Origin of the sequence: Paenibacillus sp. 19GGS1-52, from assembly GCF_022369515.1 — a bacterium.
Taxonomy (GTDB): Bacteria; Bacillota; Bacilli; order Paenibacillales; family Paenibacillaceae; genus Paenibacillus_AQ.
In genome coordinates this window covers 3,544,051-3,564,815 of sequence record NZ_CP059724.1, presented here as the reverse complement: position 1 = coordinate 3,564,815, position 20,765 = coordinate 3,544,051, and the positions used below count along the sequence as shown (strand labels likewise).

At 41.9% G+C, this 20,765-nt stretch carries 14 protein-coding genes and 2 pseudogenes; 13 read left to right on the top strand and 3 right to left on the bottom strand.

Annotated elements, in window-relative coordinates; translation table 11 throughout:
- Nucleotides 1–64: 64 nt before the first annotated feature.
- Nucleotides 65–625: a hypothetical protein gene (locus tag H1230_RS16700; protein ID WP_239710815.1), complete on the bottom strand. Its 561-nt coding sequence runs from the start codon at nucleotides 623–625 to the stop codon at nucleotides 65–67.
- A 687-nt stretch (nucleotides 626–1,312) separates the two neighbouring features.
- Here H1230_RS16700 and H1230_RS16695 point away from each other — a divergent pair.
- The 3 genes and pseudogenes from H1230_RS16695 (at nucleotide 1,313) to H1230_RS16685 (ending at nucleotide 5,211) form a co-directional block, all read left to right on the top strand.
- A pseudogene (locus H1230_RS16695) lies at nucleotides 1,313–2,874 on the top strand (IS3 family transposase).
- 764 nt (nucleotides 2,875–3,638) lie between these two features.
- A complete protein-coding gene (locus H1230_RS16690) occupies nucleotides 3,639–4,769 on the top strand; it encodes an ISL3 family transposase (protein ID WP_239710813.1) in 1,131 nt (376 codons plus the stop codon).
- Nucleotides 4,770–5,061: 292 nt separating this feature from the next.
- Nucleotides 5,062–5,211 carry a hypothetical protein gene (locus H1230_RS16685; protein ID WP_239710812.1) on the top strand — a complete coding sequence of 50 codons (150 nt, stop codon included), beginning with the start codon at nucleotides 5,062–5,064 and terminating at the stop codon, nucleotides 5,209–5,211.
- Between the two features lie 845 nt (nucleotides 5,212–6,056).
- Here the strand turns inward: H1230_RS16685 and H1230_RS16680 are convergent.
- Entirely contained in the window at nucleotides 6,057–6,614 is a 558-nt protein-coding gene (locus H1230_RS16680) for a hypothetical protein (protein ID WP_239710809.1), read from the bottom strand.
- Nucleotides 6,615–6,857: 243 nt separating this feature from the next.
- Here H1230_RS16680 and H1230_RS16675 point away from each other — a divergent pair, with 243 nt between their 5' ends.
- The 7 genes from H1230_RS16675 (at nucleotide 6,858) to H1230_RS16650 (ending at nucleotide 15,531) form a co-directional block, all read left to right on the top strand.
- A complete protein-coding gene (locus H1230_RS16675) occupies nucleotides 6,858–7,865 on the top strand; it encodes a hypothetical protein (protein ID WP_239710806.1) in 1,008 nt (335 codons plus the stop codon).
- A gap of 367 nt (nucleotides 7,866–8,232) precedes the next feature.
- Nucleotides 8,233–8,835, top strand: coding sequence for a hypothetical protein (locus tag H1230_RS16670; protein ID WP_239710804.1), 603 nt, complete (start codon nucleotides 8,233–8,235; stop codon nucleotides 8,833–8,835).
- A 276-nt stretch (nucleotides 8,836–9,111) separates the two neighbouring features.
- Nucleotides 9,112–10,671, top strand: coding sequence for an IS1182 family transposase (locus H1230_RS16665; RefSeq protein WP_239710802.1), 1,560 nt, complete (start codon nucleotides 9,112–9,114; stop codon nucleotides 10,669–10,671).
- A 108-nt stretch (nucleotides 10,672–10,779) separates the two neighbouring features.
- Nucleotides 10,780–12,726 carry an ATP-dependent DNA helicase gene (locus tag H1230_RS16660; RefSeq protein WP_239710801.1) on the top strand — a complete coding sequence of 649 codons (1,947 nt, stop codon included), beginning with the start codon at nucleotides 10,780–10,782 and terminating at the stop codon, nucleotides 12,724–12,726.
- A gap of 17 nt (nucleotides 12,727–12,743) precedes the next feature.
- A complete protein-coding gene (locus H1230_RS16655) occupies nucleotides 12,744–13,475 on the top strand; it encodes a metal-dependent hydrolase (RefSeq protein ID WP_239710799.1) in 732 nt (243 codons plus the stop codon).
- Between the two features lie 3 nt (nucleotides 13,476–13,478).
- The gene (locus H1230_RS31695; RefSeq protein WP_481857075.1) at nucleotides 13,479–13,754 is read left to right on the top strand and encodes a helix-turn-helix transcriptional regulator; all 276 of its coding nucleotides are present in this window, start codon (nucleotides 13,479–13,481) and stop codon (nucleotides 13,752–13,754) included.
- A 661-nt stretch (nucleotides 13,755–14,415) separates the two neighbouring features.
- Nucleotides 14,416–15,531, top strand: coding sequence for a phosphotransferase (locus H1230_RS16650; protein WP_239710798.1), 1,116 nt, complete (start codon nucleotides 14,416–14,418; stop codon nucleotides 15,529–15,531).
- 686 nt (nucleotides 15,532–16,217) lie between these two features.
- Here H1230_RS16650 and H1230_RS16645 read toward each other — a convergent pair.
- Nucleotides 16,218–17,425: pseudogene (locus H1230_RS16645) on the bottom strand (IS110 family RNA-guided transposase).
- A gap of 313 nt (nucleotides 17,426–17,738) precedes the next feature.
- Here H1230_RS16645 and H1230_RS16640 point away from each other — a divergent pair.
- The 3 genes from H1230_RS16640 (at nucleotide 17,739) to H1230_RS16630 (ending at nucleotide 20,567) form a co-directional block, all read left to right on the top strand.
- Nucleotides 17,739–18,440, top strand: coding sequence for a hypothetical protein (locus tag H1230_RS16640; protein ID WP_239710796.1), 702 nt, complete (start codon nucleotides 17,739–17,741; stop codon nucleotides 18,438–18,440).
- A 91-nt stretch (nucleotides 18,441–18,531) separates the two neighbouring features.
- Nucleotides 18,532–19,374: a tyrosine-type recombinase/integrase gene (locus H1230_RS16635; protein WP_239710794.1), complete on the top strand. Its 843-nt coding sequence runs from the start codon at nucleotides 18,532–18,534 to the stop codon at nucleotides 19,372–19,374.
- Between the two features lie 203 nt (nucleotides 19,375–19,577).
- A complete protein-coding gene (locus tag H1230_RS16630) occupies nucleotides 19,578–20,567 on the top strand; it encodes a phosphotransferase enzyme family protein (RefSeq protein ID WP_239710792.1) in 990 nt (329 codons plus the stop codon).
- Nucleotides 20,568–20,765: the final 198 nt, after the last annotated feature.

Genomic DNA, 20,765 nt, shown 5'->3' with positions numbered 1-20,765 from the left:
ACGAGTAGGGCGGCGATTCTTTCTGAGAGTTTCGATGCCAGTTCCTTCACTTACTAAAGGTCTATCAATCTAAAATAATTGTTTTGTCGCCCTCTATTGTGTGGAAAATAATCGTAGTTTCATTAACCCAAGTTGGACTTTGAATATTAAGCACTTCAAGGTCATCTTTTCCCTGAGTATCTCGAAGGATTATTTCCAGATCCGATTTATCCAATTTCTTAATAAATAGCCCCCTGAAAGACTTTTTATAAAATTCATAAAAAAAAGTAGTTTCCCCCAGCATGGCTGATCGATGTTTAATTGTGAGAGTTTCGGTTTCTATTGGTGAATGAACATCATCATATTGCCAAGAAACTAAAGAATTCGTAATGAGAATCCAAACAAAATATATCCCTAACAAAAAAGATAGGATTGAAGGTACAATATACAAGTACCATTTTTGAAACCTCATTGCGATATAAAATAGAAAACCAACATTTATTAGTAGCGGAATAAAATATCCAGTTCCTTTGAATAAATTCACATCATAGTTATTGGAATATACAAACGATAAAACGAGATCAAAAATAATCAAAAAAAACGTAGTAATGAATAGATAATATTTAGATATAGGATTATCTTTCATATGTACCTCCTGCATTTAGCGAATTAAAGATTATGGATGAAATCCTGTTTTCCGTGTTTCCCCTATTTTAAGGATCACTTTTTCTGCATACGCTTCCTCTGAATTATAATGTTAGTATAGACTAATCCCACCCCCATAAAATGACATTAATTTAACTTTATAGATTAAACTCACAAAATTAAGAACCACAAAATCGGGTGAAAGATAGAAAAGAGCCGAAAAAAACGGCTCAAAAAAATATCGTATTCCGCCGCCGCTTGATAATCCGAGTGACGATGAGACCCGCTTATTTACTTAAAATGCTAATAGTGTACCGAAAACTCCAGTGGCTCCAGTCCTGAATAAGATGATTCAGAAGTGGTATATACCTTTACAGAGGATCAATCCACGGACGAATTAGTGACATCAAAAATGAAAACAGGAGCGCTTTTGCACTCCTGTTTTTAAGCTCAGATCAGTTTATTTCCATCTTCGTAAATATAAAGTTGCCGTTTAGCGTATTAATGAATTGAATTCGAAAGCTTGAAGTGCTGATTAGGAAAATGCGTCACGTACTAGTTATAGTAACTTATGATCTCACAGAATATTCCAATAGAATATTGAGTATAACCCCCTGTGTCATGCTAGTTGTCGTACCTCTCAATAGTATGTAAAGTAGATTAAAAGAGAGACTGAGGTGGAGCGACAATGGCTAGATACAGTGACGAACTCAAACATAGGATTATGCAGCGGATGATGCCCCCAAACAATGAATCGGTGAGTCAGATCGCAAGGGACAGCGGCCTCGGGGAAGGCACCTTGTATAAGTGGCAGAAGGAAGCCCGGGCGACCGGTGGCGTTTTCCCTGGTGGTGAAAAGGAAACAGAGAAGTGGAGCACCCGAGACAAGTTCGCCATTGTTGTCGAGACAGCCACACTAAGTGAGATCGAATTGTCTGAGTACTGTCGAGCAAAAGGTCTGTTTGTTGAACAAATCGAAGCCTGGCGTGACGCCTGTATGCAAGCCAACGGAGGCGTTGCTGAACAAGCCACCCGGCTGCAAAAAGAACTACGTAACAAAGAACGAGAGAACAAGAACCTTGCCCGCGAGTTAAAACGAAAAGAGGCCGCCTTAGCCGAAACCGCTGCCTTACTGGTGCTTCGAAAAAAGGCCCGAGCGATTTGGGGGGACCCCGAGGACGAATGATTCCTGCCTCAGATCGTCAAATCGCCATCACCCTTATCGGGGAAGCCGTACAGGCAGGAGCAAGAGAAAGAAAGGCTTGTCTAGAGCTCTCTTTGACCCAACGAACGTTACAGCGCTGGCGTAGTGAGCGAACGCCGCTCGAAGATCAACGACCCCATGCCATTAAGCGAGCGCCTTCTCATCAACTCAGCGAACCCGAAGTACAGCAGATTGTTTCCGTAATCAATCAAGTGGAATTTAAGAGTTTACCACCCAGTCAGATTGTCCCTAGACTCGCAGATCAAGGGATCTATCTCGGTTCCGAGTCTACCTTTTATCGGGTCATGCACAAGTATCAGCAACAGCATCACCGTGGGCGTAGCCTAAAGCCTACCTCTAAACCTCTGACTAGCCACTGCGCCACCGCACCCAATCAAGTCTGGATGTGGGATATTAGCTGGTTGCAGGGTCCGATCAAAGGCGTGTTTTACTATCTCTATCTCGTGCTCGATTTATACAGTCGTAAAATCGTAGGCTGGGAGATTTGGGAAGAAGAATCCTCCGAATATGCCAGTCAGCTCATGCGGAGAACCGTGTTGAGTGAGCAATGTGCCGTTCGAAAAAGCCCGCTCATTCTGCATTCGGACAACGGTAGTCCTATGAAAGGCGCGACTCTGCTTGAAACGTTATACAGTTTGGGCATTATTCCATCCCGCAGCAGACCGCGAGTCAGCAATGACAATCCCTATGCGGAATCTATTTTCAGAACCTGTAAATACCGCCCAAACTACCCTCTCAAAGGCTTCGGATCAAGGGATGAGGCACGGGAATGGACCCTACGATTTGTCCGTTGGTACAACACCGAGCATCGCCACAGTGGGTTAAATTTCTTAACCCCCAATCAAAGACATTCAGGTCTTTCTGAAGAAATTTTTGAGAAGAGAAAGCACGTCTATGAGGCAGCAAAAGCGAAAAATCCTAGCCGTTGGTCTGGAGAGACACGCAACTGGAAACTGAATGAAAAAGTATGGCTCAATCCTGAAAAAGACGGAGTTATGGACACCGATGAAGAACAATTAAAATGACTACATACATTCTATGAAATCACGACAACTGTCTTGACAATTACCGATAATTTAATATCACCATTAGAAGGTTAAAGCTACAGCTCAGAAAAAGACTGTAACTCAATGTGGAGTAGTATAATCTCCTTCAAGCAGATACTTGTGAAAAACCTAATGTTATTATTAGGAACGGGTAAACTTGGAGGGGATATTTTCATGGCCCAAAAAGGACAATTATTTCAACAGTATACGGAGGATTTCAAGATGGTGGCGGTCAGGAAATATCCAAAATGAACACCGAGCTATAATGTATTGGCAGAAATGTTGGGTATTCGTAACAGCATCCAACTGAAAGTATGGGTAAGGGAATATCAAAATGGGGAAGTGTTTGATACCCGTAAGGGCTCTTCCAGTCTCATGAAAGGACGTCCCCGTACGGCTTTTGCTAGCATTGAAGAAAAGCGGAATTACTTAAAAGCACAGGTTACTACCTAAAAAGCGGGATCTAAATCTAGTAAAGGAGAGAAATTGAGACCACAGGAAAATTGCTTCCTCGCTGTAGTGAATGCCTGATGTCTGTTTAATAGAGGAGTTGTCGATACTGCCTAGTAAATAACTTTAATAGGTGGTAATGACGATGTGGACCTCATTAAGCAGTAACGATAATATGATTGCTGAAATGTTAGAGTAGCTTTAGAGCTGGAAGAACCCTGGAAACTGAGCACATTGAATATGATGACAAAGACGAAGCCTGGCATCTATACATCGACTTCGAGCGAGGAGTCATGTTTGCTTGCCCTTCCTGTGGTGCTGCGTGCAAAGCCTATGATGCGGAGAAGAAGGAATGGCGTCATCTGGATTTTTGGAATTGGAAAACTTATATGCACGCCCGTGTCCCTCGGACAAACTGCACGAACTGCAACAAGGTGACCCTCGTCCCTGTAAAGTGGTCACGCCCTCTGTCCCACTTTACGCTGCAATTTGATGCTTGGGCCATGCGACTTATGGCTGAGATGCCGGTCAATGCAGCCGCTAGAGAACTTCGGGAACACGATACACGGATGTGGCGGATTTTTCATCACTATGTCCATGGAGCCATGAATGAATTGGATTTGACGGGTGTGAAACGAATTGCTGTAGACGAAACCTCATCTCGTCGGGGTCATCGCTACATTACTTTATTTGTAGATGTAGATACCAAAACGGTATTGTTTGCAACCGAAGGCAAGAGTAAGGATACCCTAGAGAAATTCAAACAACATCTGATGAGCAAAGGGGCTACAGCCACACAAATTCAAGAAATCTGCTGTGATATGTCTCCAGCCTTCATCCGAGGTATTCAGGAGCAGTTCCCTGAGGCTGAGATTACCTTTGATAAGTTTCACGTCATGAAGATGGTGAATGAAGCCGTTGATGATGTTCGCAGAGAAGAACAAAAGCAAGTTCCTGAACTGAAAAACAGTCGATATCTGTTGCTAAAAAATGCCTCTACCTTAAAGAACGAACAGAAGGTGGAACTGGATAAGCTAAAGGACGGACACCTCCAAACCGGGAAAGCGTACCGCTTAAAGCTATCTCTGCAGGAGCTCTGGACACAGCCTCATATTCTAGCCGATGTCTATTTACGGGAATCGATGGGTTGGGCTAGACGCTCCCAACTGAAACCAATGATGGAATTGTCCAAAACCATGAAGCGACACGAAGAAGGCATACTACGATGGTTTCACAGTCGCATGACGAACGGCTTGCTTGAAGGTATAAACGGACTGATCCAAGCGGCAAAGAGAAAGGCAAGGGGCTACCGTAATGTCCAAAACTTGATCGCGATGGTGTACATGACGGCGAACAAACTTAGACTCCCAACCCTCGCAGCTCGTCGAGGGTTGTACCCCTCCCCTTTTATACCATGGGGTTAAGAATCTATTAAAACAGATAAATCTATGATCCTATTCTAGCCAGCTTTACCCATCCAGTAGAGCGAAGAGCCGGAAAATTACCAAGCCATCGTATACGGCGCTACACGCCTATTAGCTACTGCAGCTGCTAGGGTCGGTTATTTCAAGTGGCGAGCCCATGATCACGGTGGGGCCGAGATACACGCTCCAGATCATGAAATTTAAAAGCACATGGTAGCCATTCATATGGCACATCCCTATTTCGGATCCCCCCGAATACGGACAGCTTTGTGGGCAGCAGGCTACCCCGTCCGTGGTGTATCCGAACCGATTGAAGCTTCTGTTTCATGCCATTGGCTCTCAACAGAAGCTCGTCACGGATATTACGTATATCTCGGAGGGCACCCATTTTTATTACCTGTCCGTGATTCAGGATCTCTTTAACAATGAGATTGTCGCTTGACAAAATACCGATCGTAACGATGTGAAACTGGTCCTAGATACGGTAGAACAGTGGAAACGAAAAAGAGACGTCTCGGAAGCTGTACTCCATTCAGACTCAGACTAAGGCTTCCAATATACGTCTCAGTCGTATAACACACGATTAGAGGCATTAGGTGTCAAAGGCAGCCACTCTTGCAAAGAAACCTGCCTAGATAACGTATACATCGAGTCCTTCTTTTCGCATCTCAAAACAGAGAAGTTGTATCTTCACCAAGGTAAATCAGAAGAGGAAATCCATCAAGCAGTTGAAGAGTAAATCTACTTTTATTACTACCAGCGATTCCAGGCCAAACTCAAACAGCGCGTGCCGATACTCAATCGGCGCGCGCTGGCTGCATATCTTTTTTCATCTGCCTACTTTACAGGGGTATAACCAGAGTTACAGTCTTTTTCAGTTATAATACCCTACCTTAAAAGGAAGTTCCGATGTTAGAGTACAAAAAGTCCCGATGTTTAATGTTGATTTGGCATGGTCTTAATTTAATGAAAATTTATTCGGGCAGTGGAGTTGAAATAAAGCTTTAGACTGGAATTGGCTGATCCACGCGGGTTGTAAAATTAATAATTAGCGGCCTTGTACGAGAGAATTAGACTGCCGATGTTTTATTAAGCTATCATTTCCCGTATTTAGTTATTCTTATAATTGCAAGAAGTTATAGATGGCAAGTTAAACATGAGACTTGTGATCAGGAAAATGCTGATATCGTCAAATAATAACAATGTGCTAGTTAACTGGAAGTCAACTAACACATTGTTATATTATGTTACATTGCATTACGCTATATTCATGTGTGAAAAAATGAATTAAACCCCATAAATCGAAAGTGTGCTCATCGTAGAGCCATATTCCAAACCAATAGGTGCAAACCCATTAGGGGTAGCTCCTCCGGTTTGTTGATACATAGGAATCCAACTGCCACCTGACTGTTTGAAGTATTTAACGAGCAACCAATCAGGATGAGACTGCCCTGTCTGTGCATCTAGAGGGCCTGCAACCTGTCCTCCCGAATTGACAACAGCATGAATGGATACACCATCAGGACCATATACATTGGTTGAACGACGAACATTCCAAATACCGAATGTGGAGTATCCACCAGTAGAATAGTCATAAAAACTGCTAGTAGATACAGGGCTAAAGTTCGAAATTAAGGCCGGGAAACCATCTATAAACAGGTAGCCGGTGGCTAGCGCCCCTGAAGAGTTCCGGTAACGAATAGCCTGGTATTGATAAGGGTTTCCTGGATGTGTACCAGTTATTGCAAAGACTTCATTTGCAAGGATCTTCCCGCCTGTTAGATTAAAATTATAGTCCTCTACATTATGCGATGTTCCAGTTTTATTAATTGCTAATGTACCCATATTGATTTTCCTCCCAATTATTATGTTTTGAAATTCATGCTCAGATATTCCTAAATAAATATGTATCTGGCATATTCATTTAGGAAAGCATTAACCTCTAAGTCCATAATATAGTATTGCGTATCGTTACGCAATACTATATTTCAATTTACCAAAAATAATAAATTTATTAAGGATTTGTAAAACTTTTTCTTGAAAATTACGTTAATATAAGTACAATCCAAAATACAAAGGAGTTAAGTGATGGCCTCTAAAAAAACATTTACGATTGCTTCCGGTATTCTAATCACTTGTCTACTTGTTAGTGCTTCTTATTTTAACCATATACAAGAAGCTACAGCTAAACAAAATGACGAAATACGAGGGGAAATCAAGCAGGGATTTACATCATCAGCAGTTACCCCAGTAGTTGTTAATGGTGATCCAAAAATTGCTGTAATAAGCGATTCGCCTGAAACAGAGCTATCTGCTTTATTGTTAGAGAATAAAGTACCTGATGAGATTTACATTGTTCATTTGATGAAAATATTAGGTGAGAGCAAGCAAAACCCAAAGGTCTCTTCTAAATCATTGGAACAATACCTAGAGATGACATCTGAGCGATTAAATATTTTAAGTGGCGTTCTGGAAAAATCTGAGGAAAATCATAGTTATAATAACACTCAACTTCTTTCACAAATACTGGAGGAATGGAAATCCGGAAAATATTCGACCCTTCCACAAGATCTTAAGACGCTTGATGATATTGAAAAGTTAAATGAAGAGGCTTTTAAATCAGAAATCGAAAAAAAAGCAATGAAAACGGCAAGAGACAAGAAAGCATTAGTCCAGGATATTAAAAAGGCTGTTGGTGAGAAAAAGGAATTGTCACAAGAACATTTTGATGCTGCCCTTGAAAATTGGTTTGCGGTTCCTCATAGTGATAAAGAGCCATACCAACTAACTGTTTCAGAAAGGAAGAAAGTTGCGGAAACAATCTATCCCGAGGGCTCGCTTGTAACAATGGCAGATGTACTGGCCGAATATGAGAAGATGTTCACAGATCCTAAAAGGTTTACTTATGATCGTTACATTGCCTTAGCATACTATTTAACATCTGGTCAAAATAAAGTGAATAGTTATCGCTTTGAAACATTTTATGCCCTGCCTTTCTTCCCTACAGAGGCAACTGATAAAGTTACAGCAGCACATTTAATCAATGAATCATATACCCAACTGCATACCTTTGTGGACGAATTAGAGGGGGAATAAATTAAGAATTATAAAGAAGCCATAATGAGGAAGAGCGCGAATAAACGAATCCTAGATTCAAAAATGATGTGAGTATATTAGGCAACCCAGTTAGTAGTAAGCAAATATTAGACCGGAAACTTGAATTAAAGTAACCAGGTATCCAGTATATACCGTTATATCCGATTTATGATTATAGTGAGATTTAAGGTTACAGTAACTCAGTTTACTCTAAAATTCAGAATAACGTAAATAATAAAAATTAATGGCTTCGTCTCTTTAAAAGGGCGAAGCCATTAATTGGTTTTGAAGAATTAATCTTTGTTGCTTTGCTTGGAAAGTTCAGCGGCAGCATCCTGAAGTTGCCGTTTGGCAAGACGCCGGTCAGGTGGGAACTATCGCTGTACTAGTTGTGGTTGCCTACATCGGTGGTCAGTTGCTAACTACGTTGTCGGGAATGCTTGAGCGAATTAATTGGATGAAATGTTTTTTTCTCATTGAGAAAAAAGCAGGAGCGGGTCAAGTAACTTTTCAAAGTCGTAAAACTACAGTCATTATGAGTCAAAAAAAAGCACAGGCGGTAAAAGAAGCCTTTAAAAAAGTATATGGCTATGATATGGACATTGCGTGCAGTGAGAATTTCGCTATGGTTTACAGCATTGTTTATGATCGAATGGCGAAGCGGGATATGTTTTTAGCATTAGCCAATATGATGCGTACGACTTTGCCGCTAGCTTATGCTTTCTTGTTTTACTACTTAGCGAAAGTGCTTATTTTGAAAAGCTTTTGGATCACTCCGCATCCTGTGTTTATTGGCTTCGATTTTTGTCTTATTTATCTTTTTCGCCAAAGTTATAGTAAATTTAAAAGCTTTTCGGATTCAATTCCATTTGATTCGTTTCTGGCGTGGTACAAACTGATGATGTTATTTAGTCAGTATTATAATTTATTGGGGCTGTCCCAAAAGCCATGGAAATGGCTAGAGGGATAGGCCCTTGGGTGTCTAGCAAGTTATCCATAGGAACTTGGAGCAGTGCTCCGCGAACGGACCGTTGCTCCAATCGCTGTGCTCTCCAGATGTACTGAATTATTTTCAGAGGTGTACATCTGGAGAGCAAGGCGACCGCTACCGCTTTTCCGCAATCAGTCCGTCCTCTCCGCTGGTTTCAGCGGAAACCTTTCTAAAATCGTCTTCAAATATAGCAAAAAGAAACCTCTCTTTGGTAAAATGGAAGTGCGACCAACCATTTCAAAGGAGAGGTTTCTTTTGTACATTCAATATACCATGGACCAACTTTGCCTGCCAATGGATTTAGAGGACGACATTCCAGAAAATCATCTCGTTCGTGTCATCAATACCGCCGTCAACCGGCTAGATGACGCTATCTTTGCCGCAGCATATCCCGGTGGCGGTCGGGACAGCTATCACCCCAAAATGCTAACCAAAGTCATTATTTACGCCTACACTCAGCGCATCTATTCCTCCCGTCAAATCGCCAAGGCTGTGCGAGAATATATTCCCTTCATGTGGCTAGCCGGAAGGCAGCGCCCAGACTTTCGTACCCTCAATCGCTTCCGTTCCCAGCGCATGAAAGAGGTCCTCGAAACCGTGTTTACCGCCGTGTTGCAGTTCTTGGCCGAGGAAAAGTACGTCTCTCTAGATTATTATTTTGTAGACGGGACCAAGATTGAAGCGAATGCCAATCGCTACACCTTTGTTTGGGGGAAAGCCGTTGTGAAGCACAAGGCCAAATTGCAAGAGAAGGTGCATACCCTTTTTGCGACCATTGAGGCTGACGAACAGCGGGAAGAACAAATTCAACAAGGCAGTGACCTGGCTGAACTCGGCGAAGGAACCGAATGGACCGGTGAGAAGTTAGAAACCGCCATTCAAAAGCTGGAAGCTCGGCTCCAGGAGAAACCGAAAAATAAACCACTGAAGCAAGCGGTACGTCAGCTCCGCAAGGATCTGCTTCCGCGCCTGAGAAAGTACGAACAGTATCAGAAAACGCTGGGGAGTCGAAACAGCTTTAGCAAGACGGATTCGGACGCCACCTTTATGCGAATGAAGGAAGATCACATGCAAAATGGGCAGCTCAAACCGGGATATAATCTGCAGATTGGGACAGAAAACCAGTTTATTTTAGCCTACAGTCTCCACCAAAGGCCTACGGATACACGGTGTCTGGAACCCCATTTCAAGAAGGTAAAACAGATGCTGGGGAGATTGCCTAAAACGCTCATCGCCGACGCAGGGTATGGAAGCGAAGAAAATTATGCTTATTTGGAAAAGAAACAAATCCAAGCCGTTGTTAAGTATAGCAGCTACCACAAAGAGAAAAGTAAAGCCTGGAGAAGTCAGGTCGGAAAGATCGAAAACTGGCGTTACAACGCGGAGGAAGATACGTGGACCTGTAAAGCTGGGCGAGTGCTTCATTTTCGCTACGAGAGTAAAGAAAGAACGGAAAGTGGATACGAAATTCGTAAACGTCATTACCGAAGTGCAAGTTGTGAAAACTGTCCACTGAAATCAAGTTGTACGAAGGCCGCGGGAAACCGGGAAGTCACCGTGAGTATGGCAGCTCTGCGTTACCGAAATCAGGCAAGGGAGCTATTGCGAAGCGAGGAAGGATATGCGCTTGCGGTTCGAAGGATGACGGAACCGGAAAGTGTGTTTGGTCAACTGAAGAACAACCGGGGATTCCGGCGTTTCCTGCTTCGAGGGTTGTCAAAAGTGACGCTCGAAGTCGGGTGGCTTTCGCTTGCCCATAACCTGCTAAAGCAGGCCGCTACAGATCAAAAACGAAAACGAGCCAGTCTCCAATAACCCGGAGACTGGCTCGTTTTTTTGCTTTTAGGGCTTTGAAGTACAAGAGCTATCTCATTCTTTAAAAATATCTACTTTTGGGACAGCCCCATTATAGAGGTGGTTTGTTTGAATGAATTTATTAACCGGGCTTTTGGGGCAGAAGGCCATTTGTCTAAGCTAGTCACTGGTTATAGTCCCCGATCACCGCAAATATTAATTTCCTCAAACGTGGGGACTGCACTTGAGGGGAATGAGCATTTAATTTGTGAAGCAGGAACCGGTACTGGGAAATCCCTTGGCTATTTGGTTCCGGCAGCGCGCTGGGCCGTTGTGAATAAAAAAACTGTTATCGTTTGTACTCACACCATCCCGCTAATGACTCAAATAGTAAACATGGAGCTGCCACGGGTTGCAAGTATTCTTATGATGGAAAAACTGCATCTTAAATACCAATTAGTAAAAGGCAAGGACCACTATATCTGCCACCAGAAGTTAGCAGATCTTTGGCAAGAGAAGCTTCAGAGCAATGATGAAGAAGCAAAGGTTATTCGAAAGATATTTACTTTGGTTAATAACGAGAGAATTGGTGACCGCAGCGCGTTGGGGTTTGATGTTGATGATAGTTTGTGGAAAAAAATTAGTGCTGCCTTTTGCCCGGCCATAAAAAAGCCTCACAATTGTAAATTGGAAGAACTCAAAGATAAGCTTTATACGTCACATGTTATTGTCACTAACTTCGCTTATTTCTTTAATGATCTGAAAATGAGGATAAAAACCGGAAACGGCTCTCTTCCACCTTATGACGCCGTGATTTTTGACGAAGCTCACGAGATCGAAGATGTCTGCTGTAAGGTTTTCGAAAAAAAGGTGGATATCAATCGATTTGAAAGCCTTTTTGATGCTTTATTCGAAAAAAGAGCTTATTTAGAACTCGATCAGGCTAACCAGCTGGCACTCGCTCAATATCGTCAAACCTTTGAACAACAGATATCGCAAGTCTATTCAAAAATAGGCGAAGAAATGAAGGATGAACAGGGGAAGGTTATTTCTTTCAAATTACTTGATTCTAAGATTGATATGTCCGAAGTCTGTGCTACGCTCACTGCCTTTATCCAAAAATTAAAAGATTTGAATTTGAAAAAAATATCTGAAATCCTGGATAAGATTTTTGAAGGTAATGATGACCTTGACTTCGTCAGTTCTAAGGAAAAAGACTCTTGGGCGTACTGGGCAACCGTCGAACGTAGAAGCAAAGTCATTCTCCATGCAGCACCACTTTATCCAAAGGTTATCTTGGCCAAAGGGTTGTTTGCGAAGGTCCCGGTTATACTCTCCAGCGCAACGATGTCATCTACGACGAAGGAAAGCAAAACCTTCGACTTTTTCGCTGGACGTATTGGTGTCAAAGAATACAATTCACTGATTGTTGACAGTCCCTTTGACTATGAGAAAAAAACAATGATCATCTGCCCAGATGATGCTCCGGATCCAAACAGTCCCGAATACTTAGAATATGTCCCAAACAAAATAGAGGATATTTTGCTATATACCGAAGGGAGAACACTCGTGTTATTCACGAGCTTTGAGATGATGAACCAGGTTGCACGCAAAATTAAAAATTACTGTGATGAGCGTTCTTTAAATCTACTAGTTCAGTATCCAGGATGTGATCGAGAGAAAATCATCGCACAGCTCAAAACCGATCCTCGGACAGTGGTCCTCGGCTGCACAAGTTTTTGGACAGGCGTTGATATTGCTGGTGATGCACTAACCACCGTTGTTATTGCAAAACTCCCCTTCCCCCAACCGGATGAACCCTTAATTCAGGCCCAGCTTGCGATTATTGAAAAGGCTAATCGGAATAGCTTTTTTGATTACATGTTTCCCAAGATGATCGTGAAGTTAAAACAGGGATTTGGCCGGCTTAATCGATCTATGGAGTGCCAGGGTGCAGTCATTATTTTAGACAATCGGATTTTGACTAAAAAATATGGAGGAAGGGTTATCCGTAACCTTCCAAAATGTAAATATTCAAGAAAACTTGAAGATATCGTTGACATTCTACCTTGTTGAGAAAGGCGTTGATTATCATGATGGGAAAAGCTCATTTAGCAATTAGTACAGGAGTAACGCTTTCCATATTAGGTTTGAACAATCTTTCGATCTCCTTACCCGTTGTTGCAGTAGCTGCAGTCAGTGCGCTGCTGCCAGATATTGATGAACCGAACTCTTTACTTGTATCTAAAACCATTCCAAAGGACCTAATCCGCTTACTTAAGGCACTGATGATTGGAATTGGTATCTTTATATATTTTGCTGGTTCTGCATTCGCCCCGTGGAATACGGTTATTGCAATCTTAGCGGCCTCTATATTTTTCGTACCGACTCGCACGTTTCGTAATGTAATCATGGTTCTCGCAGGTGCCGCTCTTATTCTCTTCGGTCATTCGTTCATACCTTGGAATTATATTATCGGGTGTCTACTTATTATCTGTGCATTAGTGCCTCACCGGGGTCTGACACATACTTTTTATGGTGTCGCCGGATGGACATTACTTTTGTTTTTTTCAACACATACCTATGATCAGGCTATTTGGATCGCCGGCGGTGTGTCATACTTGCTGCATTTGCTAGCTGACTCGATCACGAATCATGGTATACGCCCTTTGCCACCTTTCCAGTTTCGTTTAAAACTTCGTTTAATGAGTACCGGAACATCAAGCGGTACTCTTTTAGAAAACGTCTGTATTGGGCTTACGATGGTTCTAGTGTGGTTTGTATTCCTTCGTGGCGTAGATTTAAGTCATCTTATTCCGAGTTGAGGGGTGAGTCCTGTGAAAGAATTATCTGCAGAAAATTCTGTTATTAACCAATGTTACCTCACATTAGAAAGACATTACGCTTTAACGAAAAGGGAAGTGGAAATCGTAAAAAAGTTGAATTTTCACGGATTTAACAATCGAGATCTCGCAACATCCTTGAATATGGCCGAAAAGACTATTAAAAATCATATGGGAAGAATCTTAGAAAAGACATCAACCCATTCGGCAAGACAACTTCAAGCATTATTCTTCCGCCTAATACTTACGAGCATACCGTAATCAACTTAGGAACAACCAGAGTTGTTAACTGTTAAATAGAAAACAAGAATGCGAGGAATATTCTTTGTTAATTCATAACGAAACTGAGTGGTTACAAGTACTACAATCATTTACCAGGGGGGGAAACCAATGAATTCTTTTGTGGAAAGGGGACAGAGTTGCAGTTTGTATTGAAGCAATTATCAGATTCATTAATTACTTTAGCAATCAAAGACGAATCTCCCCAAGTCGTACGAATTATCAACGAATACAGATTTATTACATTTGTCAGGAGAAAATAAAGTTCTAGACTGAAAATAAAGTGTTTGATTGGCACAGGCACTGAATAACAAAGTGGTGAAACCTGCTGAAGTAGCCAGAATAATTCCTGAGGCATGGAAGCTGCAGGAAAATGGTACACTTTTAAGCTTCAACCTTTCTGAAGTCAACCTAGTACTGCTAAGCTAACTCGATAGCACAAAGACTCAGGCTACCGTCATAGACGGCAGCCTGTTCGGCTAACTGGCAGGTAGGAATGATGCGTCCCTGACTTGCCGAAAGAAAAGCACTTCTTTATAATTACCTCATCCTGTATGAAGGCGAGTGAGTGAAATGAAAACATTAAAATGGTCTGGACATGTTTTGAATATAAACAATAATTCTGGGAGGTACTGTTTAGATAATGAATCAAATAATGACTTGGTTAGAACAACAGAATAAGTCGACTCAATGGCTTGCTGACGAGATTAGAGTGAGCATATCAACAATGGGGCATATCCTCAACGGAGAACACGACTTGCTGCCGGAGCAAATGGCTCAAATCGCAAGGGTATTGGGCATCACATTGGAGGAATTAACTGCTGACGCGAATTCAGACGATTCCAATTTACAGAATAGCACAACCAAAATGCATGCCAATGAGGTGGAGATTGACGCATCTCTGGTCAAACGGTTACTTGCTGCACAATTTCCGCAATGGGCTGAGCTACCGCTGAAACGGGTCAAGTCAAGCGGGACAGACAACGCGATTTTTCGGCTCGGAGAAGATATGGCCGTGAGAATGCCTCGTATCGAATGGGCGACTGGGCAAGCTGAAATGGAACATTTGTGGCTGCCAAGACTTGCCCCCCACCTACCGCTTGCCATTCCTGCTCCACTTGCGATAGGTATGCCTGCCGAGGGCTATCCTTGGCAATGGGCCGTCTATCAGTGGTTCAAAGGAGAGGACGCGATTGTCGGCCGCATCGACGATCTGGAGAAGGCAGCTACCGTTATGGCTCAATTTATAGCTGCCATGAAACGGATCAATCTCGCTGACGTTACGCTTCCAGCTTCTTCCCGTGGCATGACACTGGCACCAAGAGATACTGGCGTCCGCAAAGCAATCGAAGAACTGAAAGGCATGATTGATCAAGGTGCGGCAACTTTAGCGTGGGAATCGGCGCTGAAGGCGCCAGAGTGGCAGGGGCCAGGTGTCTGGATTCACGGAGATATCCATGCAGGGAACTTGATTATCGAACAAGGGCAGATAGCTGCCGTTATTGACTTTGGATGTATGGGATTGGGTGATCCTGCATGTGACATGCTATTTGCATGGAGCATCCTCACTACAGAGACGAGGGAAATATTCCGTGCAGTGCTGCAGCCTGATGAAGCAACCTGGGCTCGTGGTCGCGGTTATGCACTGTCAATGGGATTGTTTGCCCTCCCTTACTACAAAGATACCAACCCAGTGTTTGCTGGCGTCGCAAGGCACATAATCGATGAAGTACTCACCGATCACAGAAACGGTGTATGAGAGTAACTCAGTGAAATTACGGGGAGTTCAATAAAGCAGCAGTCTAGGACTTTATTTTCTCGTCCATGGCTGCTGCTGTTTCGTTTTTTGGGTCAGTCTAATACTTATTTTTCAGAGCTCGACGGTTTTGCAATTAAAAAAACCGCGCGGATCCTATACATCCAGAGATAAGAGCGAATGTTGCAGTTAAAAACTGGCCTGCAATCAGATTCTGGACCAGATCAGGTTTTAACCAAATAAGTAGAATTTACGGAGATATGGTGCATTCGGAAAGCACATTCGCAAACTTGGAGTTAATCAAGGTATTTTAACTCGTTGCGCTCCCTCGAAATGATTCAGTATCCTCACTCTAGCTCATGAATTCGCAGGATTTCACCCTGTGTTCGCCCTAGGCAAGGTGAATGCCTAATTTCGGCGTCAAATTGGGTCTACATAGTACGTAGAGATTTCTGAGGAATAGCTTGAGCGAAACAATTCCTTCAGATCATTGAGCTAACGAGAAACGATAGCACCATGACAATAAATAGTCAGCCGATATCATCGGCTGACTATTCAGCTATACCAGCTAATAGTTTGTCAAGATTACCAGTAAAGTGAAGCTTATTCATGTGGTATATTTAAAAGTAAGCAAGCCAAATAACCCTCCAATTTCATTTCACTTGGAAGGTTATACCACTGCTTTCATATTAAGCAGACCGGAATGTCTTTTTGTTTTTCATGATGGCATATAGCCAATGAACCAATTTATTGGCACATGCGACCAGAGCCACTTTATGTGGTTTTCCTTCGGCTCTCTTACGGTCGTAGAACTCTTTGATTCGTATATTGCGAGCGCGGATTAAGCCACATTGGACAGCCAAAACTAGTGCATATCGAAGCTGCCTAGAACCGCGTTTCGTGATTCGATTTCGAGTTGCTGTAAACTTACCTGAAGCAAAGACACTTGGGTCAATACCTGCAAAGGCGACAAGCTTTTTAGGATGATCAAATCGGTCGACTTCTCCAATTTCAGATAAAATTGTTGCCGCAATTTTATATCCAATACCGGGAATTGACTGGATTAATTCAAACTCTTCAATTTCTTCTGCCAGAGCATCTATGTTCTGTTCCAATCCTGTAAGATGCTCTTGGTACTGAAGAATGAGGGTAATAAGGACTTTCAAATTAATTAAGTGGCTTGCGTACATGGTTTGCTGAAATGGGTTTTGTTTTGCTGCATCTAGCAGCCGTTGAACGCGTTGGTTAATCCAATCCTCTGAACGTCCTCGTTTGGAAGAAAGCAGTTCTTTCATTTTAGCTTTGAGTGTATCTTCATCCGTCTGCAAAACCAAATATGAGGTTGGGAATTCACTTAAAAACCGTAGCGAAATACCTGAATACATAGATCCAAAGACACCTTTGTAAGCAGGGAAGACCTGATCTAGAACAGCTTGGAATTGCAGTTTAGTCTGTACACACATCTTTGAAAGAGACTCATATTGCCTTGTTAAATAGCGTAGATTGAGAAGTTGCAAACCCCTTTTCTTAAAGGGTTCAAACTCTTCTTTGTAGTACAACTCTCCCAAAAGATAAGCGTCAGCAGCATCCGTCTTTACTTTACGAAGCTGAGACTTCCTAAGCCGGTTTGAGATGAGTGGATTAATGACAATGTAAATATATTGATGCTCCTCTAGGAACTGAACAACGGGGCTTTGGTAATGTCCGGTTGCTTCTAGAATAAGTAGAGGACGTTGTTTAGATGCAGACTCAACGTCCTTAAAACTTGATGGAGATACGCTAGACCATCACGAGTGTGCTGGAAATGGAACGCCCCTCTGAATGGGTTTCCGCGCTCTAAAAAGGCTTGTCCATGGCTTTCTTCTTTAGAAATATCTAGACCGATAACTGGATTCATTTCATCTCTCCCTGTATGTGTAGATTTACTGGCAGCCCCTACGGTTTCTTCTTGTCGCTCCATAGCATCGCTTGTTATACGGGATCTTACGTCCCAACCAGCCTCAATCATGGTCATGACAAGTAGGGGTGAACATTATAGCGCTCGGGATCAAGTCCCACGGGCAGGTACGTTCGACCAGGCTACCTTAATCCTCTATGAAAATAAAAAAAGGATCAACCAGAAAGAACTGGTTGATCTCATAATACGATCGGGCAGGATAGTTCGTTAACCACTTGGACAAAATAACCAAAAAAGATGGAGGTTATTTCTCATGTGGTGGAGACGTATAATTTTGATTTGGGTATTAGGGCTAGCCAGCTTTACAGGAATGAATTGTACTGAAGCTTACAGCCAGGAGTCACCAACTAAATATAATGACGACATTCAACGTAAGTGCTTGGAAGAGGTCCTTATTTTCGAACTACGTCCTAAGTTTATGAGCGTACTTGGGAAAGAGTATGATAACTTCCTCTTCGGTAGCCCTCGTATCATACCGATAAAGAAATCGGATTCTTATCCTCAACAAGAATTCATACTTGAAGGGAGAGTTACGAAGCAAGATTCTATCTCGGATGTAGTTCAAATTACTTTCAAAGCTAGTACAGATGGATACAAAGCGATTAATTTTCATATTATTCGTAATGAAAAGTCAGATGAAACGATGAATTTGGATCTCTTTAATTTATCAGTAAACGATATTAATTCCGCTGAAATCAAGTGGTTAGTCAATAACCGAATTATGTTAAAGAAAAATGAAATTTATACACTTGTATCATTGTTAAAGGGAGTGCAGAAGGATAATATAACGCAATATAAAGGTCCTGCTCCAAAAGGTGGCCCTGCCCGCATAATCATACATTTAAAATCGAATAAAAAAATAAGTTTGGTATTAAACAGAGATAGTTTCCTATTGGAAGGTAGACAAGTTTATTTACCTGAACTGAATGAGTTTATATTTACACGAATTAACTAACGGGAAACGCTAGTTCAAGTAGGTTAGAAGATTAAAACCTCTCTTTAGAAGCAAACTTAGATGTACTAGCTTCTAAGGGGAGGTTTTATTTATGAAGATAAGTGATTTATGGTATCTGTATGAGGCTGATAAACGAATTCAAGGATTTAGTCCGAGAACATTGAATGCTTACGCCCTCCAGAACAAAATGTTAATGACGGAACTAGGTGATCCCGAGATAGCGGAAATTACTTTGACGATGTTGAAGGAGTATTTAGCGAAACAAGCAGATCGCTTGAAACCAAGCAGTCTAGGACATCGAATTCGTTTCGTTCGGTCCCTATTTCGCTATGCATATGAAGAGACATATCTGACCTCAAATCCTTCATTAAAACTAAGAGAGCCCAAACTGGACAAGCGAATTCCTAAGTTTTTAATGGAGGAAGATGTGATTCACCTTAAGATCTCCTGTCAGTCATTAAGAGAAAGAGCACTGCTTGAGTTTCTCTATTGTAGTGGCTGTCGAGTCGGAGAAGTAGAAAGGATAAACATCGAAGATCTCAACTGGGAAAACTGCTCTGTAGTCGTAAATGGCAAGGGCTCAAAGCAGAGAGAAGTATACTTTACGACAGAGTGCAAAGTATGGTTAAAGAAGTACCTAAACAGTCGTGAAGATACCTGTAAGGCCTTATTCGTAACACATACTCATCCCACTAAACGCATGGCTATTCCAACGATTAGATGGGCATTAAAACGGCTTGCAAATCGAGGAGAGATTGAAGCGAATGTTTATCCACACCGTTTTCGACATACCTATGCGTGTAAACTCCTTGATAACGGTGCCCCATTAGATTTCATCCAAGGGATGCTAGGTCATGAGAAAGCCTCAACCACGCAAATATACGCACAACTTCGTGGCGAACGCAGGAGAGAAATGTATCGACGATTTTTTTAGCATATAATAGCGGCAGATCCCTTTTAGAAATCTGCCGCTATTCAACTAAAGGGCAGTTTAACGCAATGACTCAGGTATTTTGATTGACTGTAAAAAGCTGGATAAGTATGATTGCTTAGTAATAGAAATAGTTTGAAAGTGGTTTTTTGCATGTCGTTAGGAATTATAGTGTTCGATCTAAATTCAATTACCAAGGAGAAATCATGGACCCAAAAATAAAACTTATGTTCCTAGACGAACATGCTGCTGAAGGTGCTGAGCGCTTTGGAATCAGTCCAAAAGATCTGACTTTCATTGGAGGTTTTCAAAACTTTATTTATTCCTATATTCGCGATGAATCAAAATATATTCTCCGCTTTACTCCGAGCACACTTCGCACGTCGGAAGGACTTGCAGCTGAAATAGAATGGATTCGTTACCTTTCGGACAATCGTTTGTCAGTCTCAGACCCGGTTCTATCGGTTCATGGAAAGGATTTTGAACATATCGAAGGAAATACAATGGATTTTTACGCAACCTCTTTCAACTATGCACCTGGCAGAAAAATCGGATATCCAGAATGCCTAGGCAATTCAATACTTTATGAACAATGTGGTCGCATAACAGGCCGTCTTCATGAACTGACCAAGCTGTATAAACCTAAATCCACAAGACACACTTGGGAATGTAATGAATACCTCTTACGAGCGAAAGATTATTTACCGGCAGAGCTTCAACCCATTATTCATGCCCTTGATGAACTTAAAGCAAATCTGGCTGGTCTGCCTGTTACATCTGATAATTTTGGTTTAATTCACGGAGATATCAATGTAGGTAATTTCACGGTCAATGAATCAGGGCAAATAACGCTCTTCGACTTCGACGAGTGTCAGTACAGTTGGTATGTCGAGGACATTGCTATCCAACTCTATTACTTACTATATGTATTCGGGGAAGATTCGCAGTCTGAACGTAAGGCACAATACGAACTTTTTATTAAACATTTCGAGCTAGGCTACACTGAGGATGGCCGACAAATGCCTGACGGATGGAAAAATCAGATAAAGCTTTTTCTTAAATTACGTGAAATTATCGTAGTCGTCGGTATGTACCGGAGTTGGGATTTAACTCAACCCGATGATTGGACCCGCGATTTCTTGCAAGAAAGTAGAATACGTATTACTAAAGGGATTTCGTTGATCGATGAGTTCTAGAACTCCTAAACTGATTTACTCATTACGTTAACGGGCAGGATAATGTAATATTCCATCATGCAACCGGCGAAATAGTCGGTTGCATGTTCAGTTCTTGGGTAAATTAACTCAATAAATTCTATACATAAGATTATACATGGTATAATATGTAAATATATTTTAAAAATACTAAAGCGTTATGAAATGGTGGACTAAACG

Excerpts from the sequence above, each read along its gene's own strand:
- H1230_RS16675 (WP_239710806.1), top strand. The coding sequence starts at position 6,858 with ATGGCCTCTAAAAAAACATTTACGATTGCTTCCGGTATTCTAATCACT.
- H1230_RS16635 (WP_239710794.1), top strand. The coding sequence starts at position 18,532 with ATGAAGATAAGTGATTTATGGTATCTGTATGAGGCTGATAAACGAATT.
- H1230_RS16680 (WP_239710809.1), bottom strand. The coding sequence starts at position 6,614 with ATGGGTACATTAGCAATTAATAAAACTGGAACATCGCATAATGTAGAG.
- H1230_RS16655 (WP_239710799.1), top strand. The coding sequence starts at position 12,744 with ATGATGGGAAAAGCTCATTTAGCAATTAGTACAGGAGTAACGCTTTCC.
- H1230_RS16690 (WP_239710813.1), top strand. The coding sequence starts at position 3,639 with ATGTTTGCTTGCCCTTCCTGTGGTGCTGCGTGCAAAGCCTATGATGCG.
- H1230_RS16630 (WP_239710792.1), top strand. The coding sequence starts at position 19,578 with ATGGACCCAAAAATAAAACTTATGTTCCTAGACGAACATGCTGCTGAA.
- H1230_RS16700 (WP_239710815.1), bottom strand. The coding sequence starts at position 625 with ATGAAAGATAATCCTATATCTAAATATTATCTATTCATTACTACGTTT.
- H1230_RS16650 (WP_239710798.1), top strand. The coding sequence starts at position 14,416 with ATGAATCAAATAATGACTTGGTTAGAACAACAGAATAAGTCGACTCAA.
- H1230_RS16640 (WP_239710796.1), top strand. The coding sequence starts at position 17,739 with ATGTGGTGGAGACGTATAATTTTGATTTGGGTATTAGGGCTAGCCAGC.